This is a genomic window from Actinomycetospora chlora, assembly GCF_039542135.1.
Taxonomy (GTDB): Bacteria; Actinomycetota; Actinomycetes; order Mycobacteriales; family Pseudonocardiaceae; genus Actinomycetospora; species Actinomycetospora chlora.
In genome coordinates, this window is record NZ_BAABHO010000051.1 from 33,295 (window position 1) to 47,403 (window position 14,109).

The 14,109-nt window shown below is 74.7% G+C and carries 17 protein-coding genes and 1 tRNA gene; 15 read left to right on the forward strand and 3 right to left on the reverse strand.

The window, feature by feature from the left end:
- Window positions 1-125 precede the first annotated feature (125 nt).
- Window positions 126-497 carry a hypothetical protein gene (locus ABD994_RS24850; RefSeq protein ID WP_345421870.1) on the forward strand — a complete coding sequence of 124 codons (372 nt, stop codon included), beginning with the start codon at window positions 126-128 and terminating at the stop codon, window positions 495-497.
- Window positions 498-506: 9 nt separating this feature from the next.
- Window positions 507-1,073 (forward strand): class I SAM-dependent methyltransferase, encoded by a 567-nt coding sequence (locus tag ABD994_RS24855; RefSeq protein WP_345421873.1) that lies wholly within the window; start codon window positions 507-509, stop codon window positions 1,071-1,073.
- On the opposite strand, the gene ABD994_RS24860 is transcribed toward ABD994_RS24855, so the two are convergent.
- Window positions 1,065-2,015 (reverse strand): SDR family NAD(P)-dependent oxidoreductase, encoded by a 951-nt coding sequence (locus tag ABD994_RS24860; protein WP_345421876.1) that lies wholly within the window; start codon window positions 2,013-2,015, stop codon window positions 1,065-1,067. The two genes, ABD994_RS24855 and ABD994_RS24860, sit on opposite strands and share 9 nt — an antisense overlap.
- An 89-nt stretch (window positions 2,016-2,104) precedes the next feature.
- On the opposite strand from ABD994_RS24860, the gene ABD994_RS24865 reads away from it, so the two are divergent.
- From ABD994_RS24865 to ABD994_RS24890, 6 genes are all read left to right on the forward strand, one after another.
- Window positions 2,105-2,635 (forward strand): TetR/AcrR family transcriptional regulator, encoded by a 531-nt coding sequence (locus tag ABD994_RS24865; protein WP_345421879.1) that lies wholly within the window; start codon window positions 2,105-2,107, stop codon window positions 2,633-2,635.
- A complete protein-coding gene (locus tag ABD994_RS24870) occupies window positions 2,632-3,549 on the forward strand; it encodes an alpha/beta fold hydrolase (protein WP_345421882.1) in 918 nt (305 codons plus the stop codon). Before ABD994_RS24865 ends, ABD994_RS24870 begins: the two co-directional genes overlap by 4 nt.
- A gap of 117 nt (window positions 3,550-3,666) precedes the next feature.
- Entirely contained in the window at window positions 3,667-5,004 is a 1,338-nt protein-coding gene (locus tag ABD994_RS24875; RefSeq protein ID WP_345421885.1) for an MFS transporter, read from the forward strand.
- Between the two features lie 115 nt (window positions 5,005-5,119).
- On the forward strand, window positions 5,120-5,878 hold the full coding sequence (locus ABD994_RS24880) for a DedA family protein (RefSeq protein ID WP_345421888.1): 759 nt from the start codon (window positions 5,120-5,122) through the stop codon (window positions 5,876-5,878).
- Between the two features lie 32 nt (window positions 5,879-5,910).
- Window positions 5,911-6,345 carry a VOC family protein gene (locus tag ABD994_RS24885; RefSeq protein ID WP_345421891.1) on the forward strand — a complete coding sequence of 145 codons (435 nt, stop codon included), beginning with the start codon at window positions 5,911-5,913 and terminating at the stop codon, window positions 6,343-6,345.
- A 5-nt stretch (window positions 6,346-6,350) separates the two neighbouring features.
- Window positions 6,351-6,992: a winged helix-turn-helix transcriptional regulator gene (locus tag ABD994_RS24890; protein WP_345421894.1), complete on the forward strand. Its 642-nt coding sequence runs from the start codon at window positions 6,351-6,353 to the stop codon at window positions 6,990-6,992.
- Window positions 6,993-6,999: 7 nt separating this feature from the next.
- On the opposite strand, the gene ABD994_RS24895 is transcribed toward ABD994_RS24890, so the two are convergent.
- The gene (locus ABD994_RS24895; protein WP_345421897.1) at window positions 7,000-7,374 is read right to left on the reverse strand and encodes a hypothetical protein; all 375 of its coding nucleotides are present in this window, start codon (window positions 7,372-7,374) and stop codon (window positions 7,000-7,002) included.
- Between the two features lie 161 nt (window positions 7,375-7,535).
- Between ABD994_RS24895 and ABD994_RS24900 the strand changes: the two genes are divergently transcribed.
- A complete protein-coding gene (locus ABD994_RS24900) occupies window positions 7,536-8,651 on the forward strand; it encodes a mandelate racemase/muconate lactonizing enzyme family protein (RefSeq protein WP_345421900.1) in 1,116 nt (371 codons plus the stop codon).
- Between the two features lie 6 nt (window positions 8,652-8,657).
- On the opposite strand, the gene ABD994_RS24905 is transcribed toward ABD994_RS24900, so the two are convergent.
- Window positions 8,658-8,732: transfer RNA gene (locus tag ABD994_RS24905), tRNA-Ile, on the reverse strand.
- Window positions 8,733-9,036: 304 nt separating this feature from the next.
- Between ABD994_RS24905 and ABD994_RS24910 the strand changes: the two genes are divergently transcribed.
- The 6 genes from ABD994_RS24910 to ABD994_RS24935 form a co-directional block, all read left to right on the forward strand.
- Window positions 9,037-9,228: a hypothetical protein gene (locus ABD994_RS24910; protein ID WP_345421903.1), complete on the forward strand. Its 192-nt coding sequence runs from the start codon at window positions 9,037-9,039 to the stop codon at window positions 9,226-9,228.
- 157 nt (window positions 9,229-9,385) lie between these two features.
- A complete protein-coding gene (locus ABD994_RS24915) occupies window positions 9,386-9,529 on the forward strand; it encodes a hypothetical protein (protein WP_345421906.1) in 144 nt (47 codons plus the stop codon).
- Window positions 9,498-10,214, forward strand: a complete 717-nt coding sequence (locus ABD994_RS24920) for a hypothetical protein (protein ID WP_345421909.1) — start codon at window positions 9,498-9,500, stop codon at window positions 10,212-10,214. Before ABD994_RS24915 ends, ABD994_RS24920 begins: the two co-directional genes overlap by 32 nt.
- Before the next feature lie 42 nt (window positions 10,215-10,256).
- The gene (locus tag ABD994_RS24925) at window positions 10,257-11,888 is read left to right on the forward strand and encodes an alkaline phosphatase D family protein (RefSeq protein ID WP_345421914.1); all 1,632 of its coding nucleotides are present in this window, start codon (window positions 10,257-10,259) and stop codon (window positions 11,886-11,888) included.
- A gap of 131 nt (window positions 11,889-12,019) precedes the next feature.
- Window positions 12,020-13,177, forward strand: a complete 1,158-nt coding sequence (locus tag ABD994_RS24930) for a metallophosphoesterase family protein (RefSeq protein ID WP_345421917.1) — start codon at window positions 12,020-12,022, stop codon at window positions 13,175-13,177.
- 7 nt (window positions 13,178-13,184) lie between these two features.
- Window positions 13,185-14,109, forward strand: a 925-nt coding sequence (locus ABD994_RS24935) for an AAA family ATPase (protein ID WP_345421920.1), incomplete at its 3' end; no start/stop codon positions are given.

Genomic DNA, 14,109 nt, shown 5'->3' on the forward strand with positions numbered 1-14,109 from the left:
CCAGGATCGCCACATCCTCGGTCGCGCGACACGCCGAGGCGGGTCCCGACGCTGATGGCACTCCCGGGAGATCGACAAGGTGAGCTGTGAGCGATCGGTCGGGGTGGAGCGCTAGGAAGACCCGCATGGCGTCACGCGTGCTGGTCCTCGGCCTCGATCCCCGCACCGTCCCCGGGTACGACCCGGAACCCGTGGTGGCGCGGATCGAGCAGGGTCGGCGGCGGTTCGCCGAGCTCGGCATCCCCGTCCGTTTCGAGCTCCTGCCGTACGACGAGGACCCCGGTGACCAGCACGCCCGCCTCGCCGAGGTGCTCGCCGCCGAGCCCTACGAGTGCGTCGTGATCGGCGGCGGCATCCGGACCGACGAGGAGCGCCCGGAGGCCTTCGAGGTCGTGATCGACCTCGTCCGGCGGCACGCCCCGCAGGCCGCGATCGCGTTCAACAGCAGCCCAGAGGACACCGCGGACGCGGCCCTGCGCCGGCTCTCCGCGCCCTAGCGTGCAGCCATGCCGATGAACCTGCTGCACCGCCGCCTCTGCAGCTCGCCGAAGTGGGCCGAGGCGGTGGCGCAGACCCTCCCGCGTCAGCTCGAGGACCTCGACCTCACCGACGTCCTCGAGATCGGGCCCGGCTTCGGCGCCACGACGCGGGTGATCGCGCCGCGGGCGCAGCGGCTCACCGCCGTCGAGATCGACGAGGCGTCGGTGGGCGGCCTGCGCGCCGAGTTCGGCGGGCGGGTGGAGATCGTGCACGGCGACGGGGCGGCGCTGCCGTTCCCCGACGGCCGGTTCTCCGCCGTCGTCTGCTTCACGATGCTCCACCACGTGCCGAGCCCGGCGGCGCAGGACGCGCTGTTCGCCGAGGCGTGCCGCGTCCTGCGCCCGGGCGGGGTGTTCCGCGGCGCCGACAGCCAGCCCAACCTGCGGTGGCGGCTGCTGCACGTCGGGGACACGATGACCGTGGTCGACCCGGACACCCTCGACGATCGCCTGCGCCGCGCCGGCTTCGACGAGGTCGAGCACAGGCTGCAACCGGCGGTGCGGGTGCGGTTCACCGCGCGGCGCTCAGGCTGAGACGAGTCCCTCGGACAGCGTCCACAGCCGGGCCGCGTTGTCGGGGTCGAGCGCGAACGGTGCGACGCCGTGCCGCCCGTCGGACTGCGTGCGGTCGGTCAGCACCGACGCCTCGTGGCAGTCTTCGAAATAGCGGCCGCCGACGCCCTCGAGCAGCGGCGACACCGCGAGCAGCACCGAGGTCGACGCACCCTGCTGCGTCGTCTTGAGCACGTCCGACGCCCCCGCCGAGCGGCGGGCGGCCATCAGCGCCTCCATGTCGACGTGGCGCTGCAGCCCCGTGGCGATGCCGCCGGGCATCAGCGCGTTGACGGTGATGCCGTCGTCGGCCCAGCGCCGGGTGGCCTCGACGGCGAAGAGCACGTTGGCGGTCTTCGACTGGCCGTAGGCGAGGAACGGGTCGTACGGCACGAAGGCGAACGTCGTGTCGTCGAAGAGCACGGGGCAGCGCAGGTGCGCCGACGACGACACCGACACCACGCGGGCGCCGTCGGCCGCGGCGAGCGCGCGGTGCAGGCCCGTGGCCAGGGCGAAGTGGCCGAGGTGGTTGGTGGCGAACTGGGTCTCCTGCCCGTCGACCAGGGTGCGCTGGGGCAGTGCCATCACGCCGGCGTTGTTGATCAGCAGGTCCAGCGGCCCGCTCCAGGCGTCGACGAAGGCGGCGACCGAGCCGCGGTCGCCGAGCTCGAGGGGGCGGACGTCGACACGGGCGTCGGGCGCCTCGGCGCGGATGTCCGCGGCGACCCGCTCCCCGGCGGCGGTGTTGCGCACGGCCAGCGTCACCTGCGCGCCGTGCGCGGCGAGCGTGCGGGCGGTCTCCACCCCGATGCCCGACGACGCGCCGGTGACGACGGCCCGGCGGCCGGTGAGGTCGATGCCCTCGGCGACCTCGTCGGCGGTGGAGAACTCGCCGAACGGGGTCTCGATCAGCGTGGCGGTCATGACGGTCTCCTCGGTGTCCTCAAACGTAGGGTTCCTACGCTTACGGCTCCACCGTACACCCCAACCGTAGGACGCCTACGCTTGATTCCGTGCCCCAGCGAGCCGACGCCCGCGCGAACAGGTCCGCCCTGCTCGCCGGGGCCGCGCGCCTGTTCGCCGACCAGGGGCCCGACGTGGCGCTCGACGCCGTCGCCCGCGAGGCCGGGGTCAGCATCGCCACGCTCTACCGGCACTTCCCCAGCCGCGAGGCGCTGGTCGCCGAGACCTACGCCGCCGAGCTCGCCGCGCTCGGCGAGATCGACCTCTCCGACGGCACCGGAGCCGACGCCCTCGCGCGCGGGCTGGCCCGGTTCGTCGAGTACGCGCGCACCAAGCGGGCGCTGGGCGACCTGCTCCGCGCCCTGCCCGAGGGCTCGCACCCGCCGGCGCGGGAGGCCCTGCTGGCCGCCCTCGAGCGCATCCTCGAGGCGGGGGCGCGGGACGGCAGCCTGCGCACCGACCGCGACGCCCGCGACGTGCTCGCCCTGCTCGCCGGGCTCTGGACCCTGCCCCCGGGGCCGGACTGGACCGAGCGCGCCGAGCGGCTCACGGCGTTCGTCCTCGACGGCCTGCGGACGTGACCGGCCGGACGGGTGTCGTGTCGGCGGGGGTCCTCGCGGTGACCTACGTCGAGGACGGCCCGGCCGACGGCTGGCCGGTGGTGCTCGTCCACGGCTTCCCGTACGACGTGCACGCCTACGACGAGGTCGTGCCCCGGCTGACGGCGCGGGGCGCCCGCGTCGTGCGCCCGTACCTGCGCGGGTACGGCCCCACCCGCTTCCTGTCCGCGTCGACCCCGCGCAGCGGCCAGCAGGCCGCCCTCGGGTCCGACCTGCTCGCCCTGCTCGACGCGCTGGACCTGGAGGCCCCGATCGTCGCGGGCTACGACTGGGGCGGGCTGTCGTCGTGCGTGGCGGCCGTCCTGTGGCCGCAGCGCCTGCGGGGCCTGGTCGCGATGGCCGGCTACGACGTCATCGACGTCGCCGCGCAGCGCGAGCCGCAGGACCCGGCCCTCGAGCACGCCGTCTGGTACCAGCACCTGCTGCAGACCGAGCGCGGCCGGGCCGTGCTGGCCACCCACCGCCGGGAGCTGTGCCGGATGCTCTGGCGGCAGTGGTCGCCGCGGTGGCGGTTCGACGACGCCACCTTCGACCGCACGGCGGCGTCGTTCGACAACCCCGACTTCGTCGACGTCGTGGTGCACGCCTACCGCCACGCGCTCGGCAACGCCTCCGGCGACCCGGTCCACGACGCCCTCGAGGCACGGTTGGCGCAGCGTCCGCCGATCACGGTGCCCGCGGTGACGCTGGACGGCGCGAGCGACACGCTCAAGCCCGGCGGCACGGCCGACCACGCCCCGTTGTTCACCGGGCGCCACGAGCACCGCGTGGTCGACGCCGGGCACGCCCTGCCGTTCGAGGCGCCCGCGGCCTTCGCCGACGCCGTGCTGACCGTCGACGCCTGGACCCGGGGGCCTGTGCACGGCGCCCGGTGACCGGACGCCGCCGTGGTGCGGACGGTCCAATCCTTTGACGACCGCTTTGCCGTTCCTTGACCTGGCGCCGCGTCGGCCCGTTCGATGTCCGGGCACCCCGACGACGAGGAGCACGCCATGGTCAGCGACGCGTCCGGGTCCGCCCGCCCCTCCCTGCGCGTGCCCCGCAAGGTCGCGGCCGCGAGCCTGGTCGGGACGACCATCGAGTGGTTCGACTTCTTCATCTACGGCACGGCCGCGGCGCTCGTGTTCAACAAGGTCTTCTTCCCGTCGGTCTCGCCCGCGATCGGCACGATCGCCGCGCTCGGCACGTTCGCCACCGGGTTCATCGCCCGCCCGATCGGCGGCGCGGTGTTCGCGCACTTCGGCGACCGCGTGGGCCGCAAGCCGATGCTCGTGTACTCGCTGCTGCTCATGGGCGCCGCGACGGTCGGCATCGGCCTGCTGCCCGGGTACGCGACGATCGGCGTGCTCGCCCCGGTGCTGCTCGTGGTGCTGCGCTTCGCCCAGGGGTTCGGGGTCGGCGGCGAGTGGGGCGGCGCCGCGCTCATGGCCGTCGAGAACGCGCCCGACCACCGGCGCGGCTTCTACGGCAGCTGGCCGCAGGTGGGGGTGCCGCTGGGACTGGTGCTGGGCACGGGCTCGTTCCTCGTGCTCGACCTCGCCGTCAGCGAGGCGTCCTTCCAGGCCTGGGGCTGGCGCATCCCGTTCCTCGCCAGCGCCGTGCTCATCCTCGTCGGCCTGTGGATCCGCCTGACGGTGGCGGAGAGCCCGGTGTTCCGCCGCGACCAGGAGCGCCGCGAGGCGAGCCGGATGCCGGTGCTGCAGGTCCTGCGCGAGCACCCGAAGCTCATCCTGCTGGCGGCCGGGTCGTTCGTCGCCACCAACGCCACCTTCTACATCAGCTCGGTGTGGCTGGTCTCGTACGCGACCACCGAGCTCGGCTACGGCCGCAGCGAGGTCCTCGGCGCGAACACGGTGCTGTCCGCGGCGGACATCCCGATGATCCTGCTGCTCGGCCTGCTCTCGGACCGGGTGGGGCGGCGGCCGCTCTTCCTCGGCGGGATGGGGCTGCTCGCGGTGTTCTCGATCCCGTACTTCCTGCTGGTCGGGACCGGGGTCATCGGGCTGTTCATCCTCGGTGGGCTCGTCGTGCAGGCCTGCCGCAGCGCGGTCTACGGCCCGCAGTCGGCGTACTTCGCCGAGCTCTTCCCGACCCACCTGCGCTACAGCGGGGCGTCGCTCGCCTACCAGATCGCCTCGATCATCGGCGGGGTCTCGCCGGCGGTGTGCGGTCTGCTCGTGCTTTGGACGGGCAGCCTCCTGGCCGTCGCCGGCTTCACCGTCCTCCTGGCGCTGGTGTCCCTCGCCAGCAGCTGGGCGATGAGCGAGACGCTGACTCGCGGGCTCGACAGCGTCGACGGGCCGCCGCGCGGCGTCCCGGCCCAGGCCTGACTCCTCCCCGAGGAGGAGGCCGCGCGGGGAGATCGTCCGCCGGGCGGAGGCGTCCGGACCCCTCGTCCGGTGATCGTGGGTGCACACGCCACCGACGAGGGACGGAGCACGAGCGATGACGGGCGAGCAGACCAAGCGGTTCCGCTGGCGGACCCGGGACTACTCCCCGGAGGAGATCGCCGCCGCGAAGAAGGCGTGGCGCGACGCCATGCCGTGGGAGCACCCGATGTCGCGCGGCGACAAGGTGCTGGTGTTCGCGACGCTCGGCGTCATCGTCGCGATGCTGGCGACGATGCCGCTGCGGCCGTTCCTGCTGGCCTCGCACCCGACCGCCCTGGCGGCCGTGACCGGCAGCCTCACGGCCACCGGCGCCGGGGCCGCCTTCGCCCGCATCGGCGAGGGCAACCTGTGGCTGGTCGTCGCGGCCGGGGTCTTCGGGATGGTCAAGTTCGACTGGCTGTTCTGGCTGGCCGGGCGCCGGTGGGGCGAGAAGGTCATCACCCTGTGGGCGCCCGGGGACACCGCGCAGCGGTTCGTCGGCCGGGTCCGGTCGGCGCCGCGGTGGGTGACGGCCCTCGCGGTCGTCGCCGCGTCGCTGCCGGGCGTGCCCGCGCCGGCCGTGTTCGCCCTGGCCGGGCTGGGGCGCATCCGTCTGGTGCCGTTCCTGGTCCTCGACGCGATCGGGGCCGCGATCATGACAGGACTCGTCGCGGGTCTCGGGTACGGCGTCGGGCAGCACGCCGTGGACGTCGTCCTGCTGGTGGACAGGTACGCCCTGTGGATCACGCTGTCACTGGTCGCCGTCGTCACCGTCAAGACCGCGCGCCGCAGCCGCCGGGAGCAGCGGGCCTCAGCGGGTGAGCCGGCGTCTTGACGGCGCACTTGTTTTTCGCAAGTGTCATCGCCATGCCGATGATGTTCGCCAACCTGCCGGTGACCGACCTCGACCGGGCCAAGCGCTTCTACGAGGCCCTGGGCTTCTCGATCAACCCGATGTTCACCGACCACAACGCGGCCTGCGTCGTGGTCGAGCAGGACCACAGCGCCTTCATGCTCCTGACGCGCGAGTTCTTCCAGACCTTCACCGACCTGCCGATCGGCGACCCGGCAGTCAGCCCCACGACCGCGACCGCGATCTTCCTCGACAGCCGCGAGGCGGTCGACCGCGCCGCCGCCGACGCCCTCGCCGTGGGCGGCGGGGAGCCGCGCGCCGCGTCCGACTACGGCTTCATGTACCAGCGCGGGATCACCGACCCCGACGGCAACCACCTCGAGCTCGGTTGGATGGACCCGTCCGCCGCCGAACAGGGACCGGAAGCCGTCGCCCAGCAGCAGGGCTGACGCCGGTGGCCCCGCGCGAGTACGGGCAGTACGACGGCGTCACGCGGGCCCTCGAGCTGGTCGGCGAGCGGTGGGCGATGCTCATCGTCCGCGACCTGCTCGTGGGACCGCGCCGCTACGGCGAGCTCGCCGCGGGCCTGCCCCGCATCCCGAGCAACATCCTCGCGGCGCGGCTCAAGGAGCTGCAGGCCGAGGGCGTGCTGCGCCGCGTCCCCCGCTCCCGGGTGATCATCTACGAGCTGACGCCGTACGGCCGCGAGCTCGAGCCGGTGGTGCTGGCGCTCGGGGCGTGGGGGTCCAAGGCGATGGGCGAGCCGCGCGCGGAGCAGGTGCTCACGCCGGACGCCCTGACCGTGGCGCTGCGCGCGGCCTTCCGCCCGCAGGTGGCCGCGGACCTGCCCGCCACGGCGTACGCCGCGCGCCTCGAGTCGGCGGAGCTGCTGGTCCGCGTGGACGGGCCGTCCCTGGCGGTGGGGCGCGGCGACGGGCCGGCCGACCTCGCCTTCACCGCCGGGCCCGGCCTTCACCGGGTCCTGTCCGGCGCGCTCGCCCCGGACCGCGCCATCGCCACGGGTGTCGTCGAGGTGCTGCGCGGGCCGGGCGACCTGCTCGGCCGCTTCGCGAGCACGTTCCACCTGGCGGCGTGACGGGGCCTCAGGCGGCCCGCGCGGGCTCGCGGGTCCGGGCCTGCCACCGCCAGACCGCGATCAGGCCGAGGCCCAGCAGGCTCACGACGATGCCGACCGTCAGCCCGGTCCGGACCCAGTCCGGCTGGTCGCCGGCGACGTAGAAGGGGATGACGAGCAGCGTCGAGACCGCCCGCGCCAGGAACACCGTCAGCACCCCGGCCCGGCTCCCGCGCCACGCCGGCACGGTGGCCGCCATCCCGATCACCGCGAGCACGAAGCTCGGGATGATCAGCTCCGGCGGGTTGCCCGGCGTCCCGACGACGGCCATGCCCACGACGTCGGCGAGGTTCGCCAGCGTCAGGATGATCAAGCCGGCGATGCCGGCCTTCGTTCGCCCCATGGTGTCCCCCAGCCCGTGACGTGCACCCAGCGTGACATCGGCACGGAACCAAGGGCAGGGATGTCACCAAGACGGCCGAGTGCCCGGCTCGCGGTGAGGGCGCGTGCGGTTCGATGGCGACCGACCCCACCCGTCAGGCCGGCTCCCAGCGGAGGTCGCGAGTGAAGATCGACCAGATCCACGTCTACTCCGTGCCGCTCCCGGTCGCCGGCGGCGCCTACCGGACGTCGAGCACCACGGTCGAGGCGCCCGACAGCACGCTGGTCGAGGTCGTCACCGACGACGGCCGGTCGGGCTGGGGCGAGACCTGCCCGCTGGGGCCGGTCTACCAGCCCCACCACGCGCTCGGCGCCCGAGCCGCGCTGGCCGAGCTGGCGCCCGGCCTGCTCGGCCTCGAGCTCGCGTCACCCCGGGCCGTCGCGCGCCGGCTGGACGAGCTGCTCGCCGGGCACGGGTACGCCAAGGCCGCCCTCGACACCGCCGTGCTCGACCTGCTCGGGCAGCGGCTCGGGGTCCCGATCTCGACGCTCCTCGGCGGCGCCCTGGTCGACCGCGTCCCGGGCTACCACGCGATCCCCGTCGCGTCGCCCGAGCAGAGCGTCGACGAGGCCCGCGCGGCGGTCGAGCGCGGCTACCCGCGCGTCCAGCTCAAGGTCGGCGGACGCGACCTCGCCCGGGACGTGGAGACCGTCCACCGGGTCGGCGAGGCGATCGGGCACCGCGCCCGCCTCGTCGTCGACCCGAACCGCGGCATGACCGTCGCCCACGCCGTGCAGTTCGACCGGTTGTGCGCCGACGTCCCCTTCGTCCTCGAACAGCCGTGCAACACCGTCGACGAGATGGGCCAGCTGCGCGGACGCCTGCAGCACCCCGTGTCGCTCGACGAGAACACCGAGGACGTCGACACCGTCCTGCGCGCGATCTGCGCCGGCACCGCCGACGCCTTCGCGTTCAAGGTGACCCGGCTCGGCGGGCCCACGAAGGCCGCGCTCGCGCGGGACCTGTGCGCCCTGCGCTCCCTGCCCCACACCGTCGACGACGCCTGGGGCGGCGACGTCATCGCCGCGACCTGCCTGCACCTCGCGGCCACCGTCGACCCCCGCCTGCTCGAGGGGGTCTGGATCGCCGAGGACCACATCGCGGGCGGCGCCGGCCACTACGACCCCGACCACCCCGTCACCGCCACCGACGGCCACGTGGGCGTGCCCCAGGGGCCCGGCCTCGGTGTCCGCCCCCGCCGCGAGCTCCTCCCCGCGCCGGTCGCCATCCACCAGTAGTCGCGGTGGGGCAGGTCGGGCTCGAACCGACGACCTGACGGATTATGAGTCCGCTGCTCTTACCAGCTGAGCTACTGCCCCCGCGAGCCGGGACCCTACGACACGTCCGTGATCGCCCCGGCTGCTCCCACGGGGATCGATGACGATCACGTGAACCGCGGTGTCCGCGCCGTGACGCGCGCCGAGATCCGGCTGAACCCGGTGTCAGAGGCCGCCGAGAAGGCCCGATGAACGCTCGTTCACCCGTTGGGGCAGGGGCGCTTCGTCATCATCTCGTTACCGACGTCCCGGAACGCCCGATCTGGCTTGAACCGTGCGCCGAGCGACCGTCAGTGTTCGGCCGTTCGGGTCATCCGACCCGGCGTCCTGATCGGGAAGGACTCCCATGACCACGAGCACGATGCGTCTCGCGATGGCCGCGGTCGCGGCCCCCGCCGCCCTCACGGCCTTCGCCGCGCCCGCGGCGAACGCGGTCGAGCTGGCGCCCTACGCCCACCAGCTCGACCACGACGTCGCCGACACCGAGGCCGAGGTCGGCGCCGTCCTCGACGACCTGGGCCTCGAGGCCGCCGAGTAGGAGCACGACCCAGCCGCTTCCCACAGCACGTCCGACACAGCAGCTTCCGCGAGGGCCCGGGGCACCGCCCCGGGCCCTCCGCGCGTCCGACCCCTGGACTTCGGGCGGTTCGCCGACGACCCTGGGGGCACGTCACCCCGACCCCTCGGAGGCCGCCATGCGCCTGGGACGTCGACTCTCCGCCGGTATCGCCGAGGACCCGCCCGCGCCGGGCACGGCCGAGGCCGTCGAGGCACCCGAGCAGGTCGAGACCATCACCGCGGAACGCCGTGAGCCGGCCGAGCAGCTGGTCGATCGGTAGGCACCGCCCGCGGCCGGACGGGCCGCTGGCCGGGTACAAGATCGCGTACCCCATGATCTCGGCCGACGCGCGCCGCGCCGGCTTCAACGGCGTCGCCCTCGGCCGTACGCAGGTCTACGGCGCGGTGGCGGACGCCGTGTGCATCCAGAGCCCGCGGCACCGACCGCCCTCGGCGTGGTGCGACTGCGGGTTCTACTGCTTCCACTCCCTCGACGACGCCCGCGATCTCGCCTGCGACCCCCAGTACCAGCACTGCGTGCTCCTCGAGATCGCCGCCTCCGGGCGCTACGTGCGCTACGAGCTGGGGCTGCGGTACGCCCGCCAGACCGTGCGGTCGGTGCGGCTGGGGCGCTGCGGCTGCGGGCGGGCCGCCACCGCGCTCGCCGACGGCGGCCCCGGCGTCGTCGGCTGGCGGCGTCTGCACCCGGTCTGCGGTCTCTGCGCCGGACCCCGGCCGGTGCTCACGCCCGAGGCGTTCGGCGTGCTGGTCGGCCAGGTGCCCGTCCGCACCGACGAGGCCGTCGACGACCCGGCCGCGGCCGTGTTCTCCCCGCTGGCCGGCATCGGCACCGACGTCGACGACGCCTCGCTCGTGCCGCTGCTGAGCGCGGAGGTCGCCCTGCTCCAGGCCCGGCTCGACCAGCTGCAGAGCCGATTGGAGCAGCTGACCCACCGCTCGGAGTGACCCGGGATGCCTGCGGACGCCGCGCTGGGGTAGTCAGGTGGTGTGACCACCCTCGAGCTGGGTCCCCTGCTGCGCCACGTCGGCACCACCACGGCGACGATCTGGGTGGAGACGAGCGCGCGCTGCACCGTCGAGGTGCTCGGCGCGTCCGCGCCCACCTTCGAGGTGAGCGGCCAGCACTACGCGCTGGTCGTCGTCGACGGTCTGGAGCCCGGCACGTGCCGGCCGTACGAGGTCCGGCTCGACGGCGAGCTCGTGTGGCCGATGGCGGGCGCGTCGACCCCGCCGAGCTACCTGCGCACGCGGCGCCGGGACGTCGAGGGCGAGCGCCTGCGGTTCGTGTTCGGCTCGTGCCGCTACCCGCCGACGGACGACCCCGAGCTGGAGGCGTCGCTGGGCATCGACGCGCTCGACGCCTACGCGACACGGCTGATGGACCTCGTCGCCGACACCGACGACCCGGACGCCGTCCTGCCCGAGACGCTGTGCCTGCTGGGTGACCAGGTCTACGCCGACGAGCTCACCCCGCGCACGCAGCGGTGGATCCGGGAGCGCCGCGGGCCCGGGGTCGAGCCGCAGGACGAGATCGTCGACTTCGGCGAGTACGCCCACCTCTACAGCGAGTCGTGGACCGACCGGGAGCTGCGCTGGCTGCTCTCCACGGTGCCGACCGCCATGATCTTCGACGACCACGACGTCCGCGACGACTGGAACACCTCGCAGACGTGGCGCGAGGAGATGGCCGCCCAGCCGTGGTGGCCGGAGCGCATCCGCGCGGCGCTCGCGTCGTACTGGGTCTACCAGCACCTGGGCAACCTCGATCCGGCCACGCGCGACGCCGACCCGCTCTACCGCAAGGTCCTCGAGGCCGACGGCGACGTGTTCGACCTGCTCTCCGACTTCGCCGGGCGCGCCGACGCCGAGGTCGGCGAGCCCACCGGCGTGCGCTGGAGCTACCGCTGGGACCTCGGCCGCACGCGCCTGCTGATGGTCGACTCCCGGTGCGCGCGGGTCCTCAACACCGAGGACCGCCTGATGATCAACGAGCACTCGTTCGCCTGGATCGAGGAGAACGCCAACGGCTTCGACGACGACGTCGACCACCTGCTCATCGGCTCGTCGATCCCGTGGCTCATGCCGCCCGCGGTCAGCCACGTCCAGTCGCTCGACGAGCTCGCCGCGACCAAGGGCAGCCGCCTCGCCGAGAAGGTGCGCCAGGCCGTCGACCTCGAGCACTGGCCGGCGTTCCGGGCGTCGTTCGACCGGCTCGCCGACGTCGTCCGCGGCGTCGCCTCCGGGCCGAACGCGCCAGCGACGGTCTGCGTGCTCTCCGGCGACGTCCACCACAGCTACGCCGCCGAGGCGCGCTACCCCTCCCCCACCCGCTCGCGGGTCTACCAGCTGACCTGCTCGCCGGTGCGCAACGGCGTCCCGTGGTTCATGGAGTACGTCTTCGCCCTCGGCTGGTCGCGCCGGCTCTCGCGCCTCCTCGGCCGCGTCGCCACCACGGCGGGGCTCGACGAGCCCCCGCTGGACTGGTCGACGATCGGCGGGCCGTGGTTCGGCAACGCCGTCTCGACGCTCGAGGTCACCGGCCGCGACGCCCACCTGCGCGTCGAGCGCTCGGGCGCCCGCGGCGGCCTCGAGCCCGTGGCGACGCTGCCGTTGACGTAGGAGGGAACCGCCGGCGCCCGTGCTGCGTCAAACCCCGTGACCCGATCGCGTGGCGAGCGGGGCATGTCGCTGCCCGCCCGGGCGGCGGGGCCGTTCTACGGTCGGGGGTCGAGCAGCGGAGGTGATCAGGCGTGCGGTTCGTCCACACCGCCGACTGGCAGCTCGGGATGACGCGACGGGTCCTCGGGGCCCGGCCCCCGCGGGAGGCGGCGGGCGGGCTGACCGGTGAGGCCCAGGCGCGGTTCGCGCAGGCCCGGCTCGACGCGGTGGCCGCCCTCGGCGCGATCGCCGACGCGCAGGGGGCCGCGTTCGTGCTGGTGTGCGGAGACGTGTTCGAGTCGAACCTCGTCGGCCCCGACGTGGTCGCCCGCGCCTGCGAGGCGCTCGGCTCCTTCCGCACGCCGGTGCTGCTCCTGCCCGGCAACCACGACCCCGCCGACGCCGCCTGCGTGCTGCGCCGGCCCGACTTCGCCCGCCGCTGCCCGCCGCACGTGACGGTGCTCGACACCCCGGGGGTGCACGAGGTCGCGCCGGGCGTCGAGGTCGTCGCCGCCCCGTGGCGCTCGAAGCACCCGCTGACCGACCTGGTGGGCGAGCAGCTCGCCGCCCTCGCGCCTGCGCGGCCGGGGACGCTGCGGGTCCTCGCGGGCCACGGCGAGCTGGACGTCCTCGACCCCGACGACGACGAGCCCGCCCGCATCCGCCGCGACGGCGTGCTCGCCGCCCTGGCCGACGGCCGCGTCCACTACGTCGCCCTCGGCGACCGGCACTCCGCGTGGGCCGACGCCGTCGACGACCGCATCCGCCACCCCGGGACGCCCGAGGTCACCGACTTCGACGAGGTCGATCCCGGGCACGTCCTGGTGGTCGACCTCGACGAGCACGCCGCGCGGGTCGCGGTCGAGACCGTCGGGCGGTGGCGGTTCGTGCGCCACGACGCCCGCCTCGACGCCGACGGCGACCTCGACGCGCTCGACGCCCGGCTCGCCGACCTGCCGGACAAGGAACGCACCGCGGTGCGGCTGGCCCTGGTGGGCACGCTCTCGCTGCGCCAGCGCAGCCGTCTCGACGACCTGCTCGCCGCCCACGGTCACGCCTTCGCCGCCGTGGAGGTGCTCGAGCAGCACTCCGACCTCGCGACCGTGCCCGACGACGCCGACCTCCACGACCTCGATCTCCACGGCTTCGCCGCCGACGCCGCGTCCGAGCTGTTCACCGCGGCCGGCGACACCGACGACGAGGCCCGCGACGCGCTGCGGCTGCTGCACCGGCTGGTCGCGCGGGGGTGATCCAGACATGAGGCTGCACCGCATCCGCCTGCGGGACTTCCGCGGGGTGCACGACCGCGAGGTCCCCCTCGCCGAGCAGGGCGTCACCGTGCTGCAGGGCGACAACGAGGTGGGCAAGACGTCGACGCTCGCCGCGCTCGACCTGCTCTTCGACGCCGCCGACTCCTCCCGGCGCGCCGACATCCGCGCCGCCCAGCCCGCGGGCGTCGACGCCGGGCCCGAGGTCGAGGCCGAGGTCTCCACCGGCCCGTACCGCTTCACCTACCGCAAGCGCTGGCTGCGCCGCCCCCGCACCGAGCTGCACGTCACCGCCCCGGCGCCCGAGCAGCTCACGGGCGCCGACGCGCACGCCCGCGTGTCGGCGATCCTCGACGAGACGATGGACCGCGTGCTCTGGCGCGGGCTGCGCGTCGAGCAGCACTCGGCCGTCGGGCAGGCCGAGCTCGGCGGCCAGGACGCGCTCACCCGGGCGCTGGACCGCGCGGCATCCGGCGGCGAGGGCGCGCGGCCCGACCCGACGTCCGACGACGACCTCGTCGAGCGCGCCGTCGAGGAGCTGCGCCGCTACCGCACCCCGAGCGGGCGGGCGACCGGCGAGCTGCGCGCCGCCGAGGTGCGCCTCGCGGACGCCGAGGCCGAGCACGAGCGCTGCCGGGCGGCGCTGGAGGACACCGAGCGCGACGTCGCCGCCCGCGACCGCCTCGACGCCGAACTCGCCACGCTGCGGGCCCGGCGCCGCGCCCACGGCGACGAGGTCGCCGCGCTCGAGGACCGGTGGGCCGGGCTGCAGTCACGGCTGCGCGAGGTGGAGACCGCGCGGGGCCGGGCCGTCCTGGCCCGCGAGCGCGCCGACACCGCCCGGGAGCGCCGGGAGGCCCGCGACGCGCTGGTCGCCGCCGTCGAGGCCGACGACGCCGGGTCGGCGCGCGCGG

Coding starts and splice junctions, on each gene's coding strand:
- ABD994_RS24850 (WP_345421870.1), top strand. CDS start 126: ATGGCGTCACGCGTGCTGGTCCTCGGCCTCGATCCCCGCACCGTCCCC.
- ABD994_RS24855 (WP_345421873.1), top strand. CDS start 507: ATGCCGATGAACCTGCTGCACCGCCGCCTCTGCAGCTCGCCGAAGTGG.
- ABD994_RS24860 (WP_345421876.1), bottom strand. CDS start 2,015: ATGACCGCCACGCTGATCGAGACCCCGTTCGGCGAGTTCTCCACCGCC.
- ABD994_RS24875 (WP_345421885.1), top strand. CDS start 3,667: ATGGTCAGCGACGCGTCCGGGTCCGCCCGCCCCTCCCTGCGCGTGCCC.
- ABD994_RS24880 (WP_345421888.1), top strand. CDS start 5,120: ATGACGGGCGAGCAGACCAAGCGGTTCCGCTGGCGGACCCGGGACTAC.
- ABD994_RS24885 (WP_345421891.1), top strand. CDS start 5,911: ATGCCGATGATGTTCGCCAACCTGCCGGTGACCGACCTCGACCGGGCC.
- ABD994_RS24895 (WP_345421897.1), bottom strand. CDS start 7,374: ATGGGGCGAACGAAGGCCGGCATCGCCGGCTTGATCATCCTGACGCTG.
- ABD994_RS24910 (WP_345421903.1), top strand. CDS start 9,037: ATGACCACGAGCACGATGCGTCTCGCGATGGCCGCGGTCGCGGCCCCC.
- ABD994_RS24915 (WP_345421906.1), top strand. CDS start 9,386: ATGCGCCTGGGACGTCGACTCTCCGCCGGTATCGCCGAGGACCCGCCC.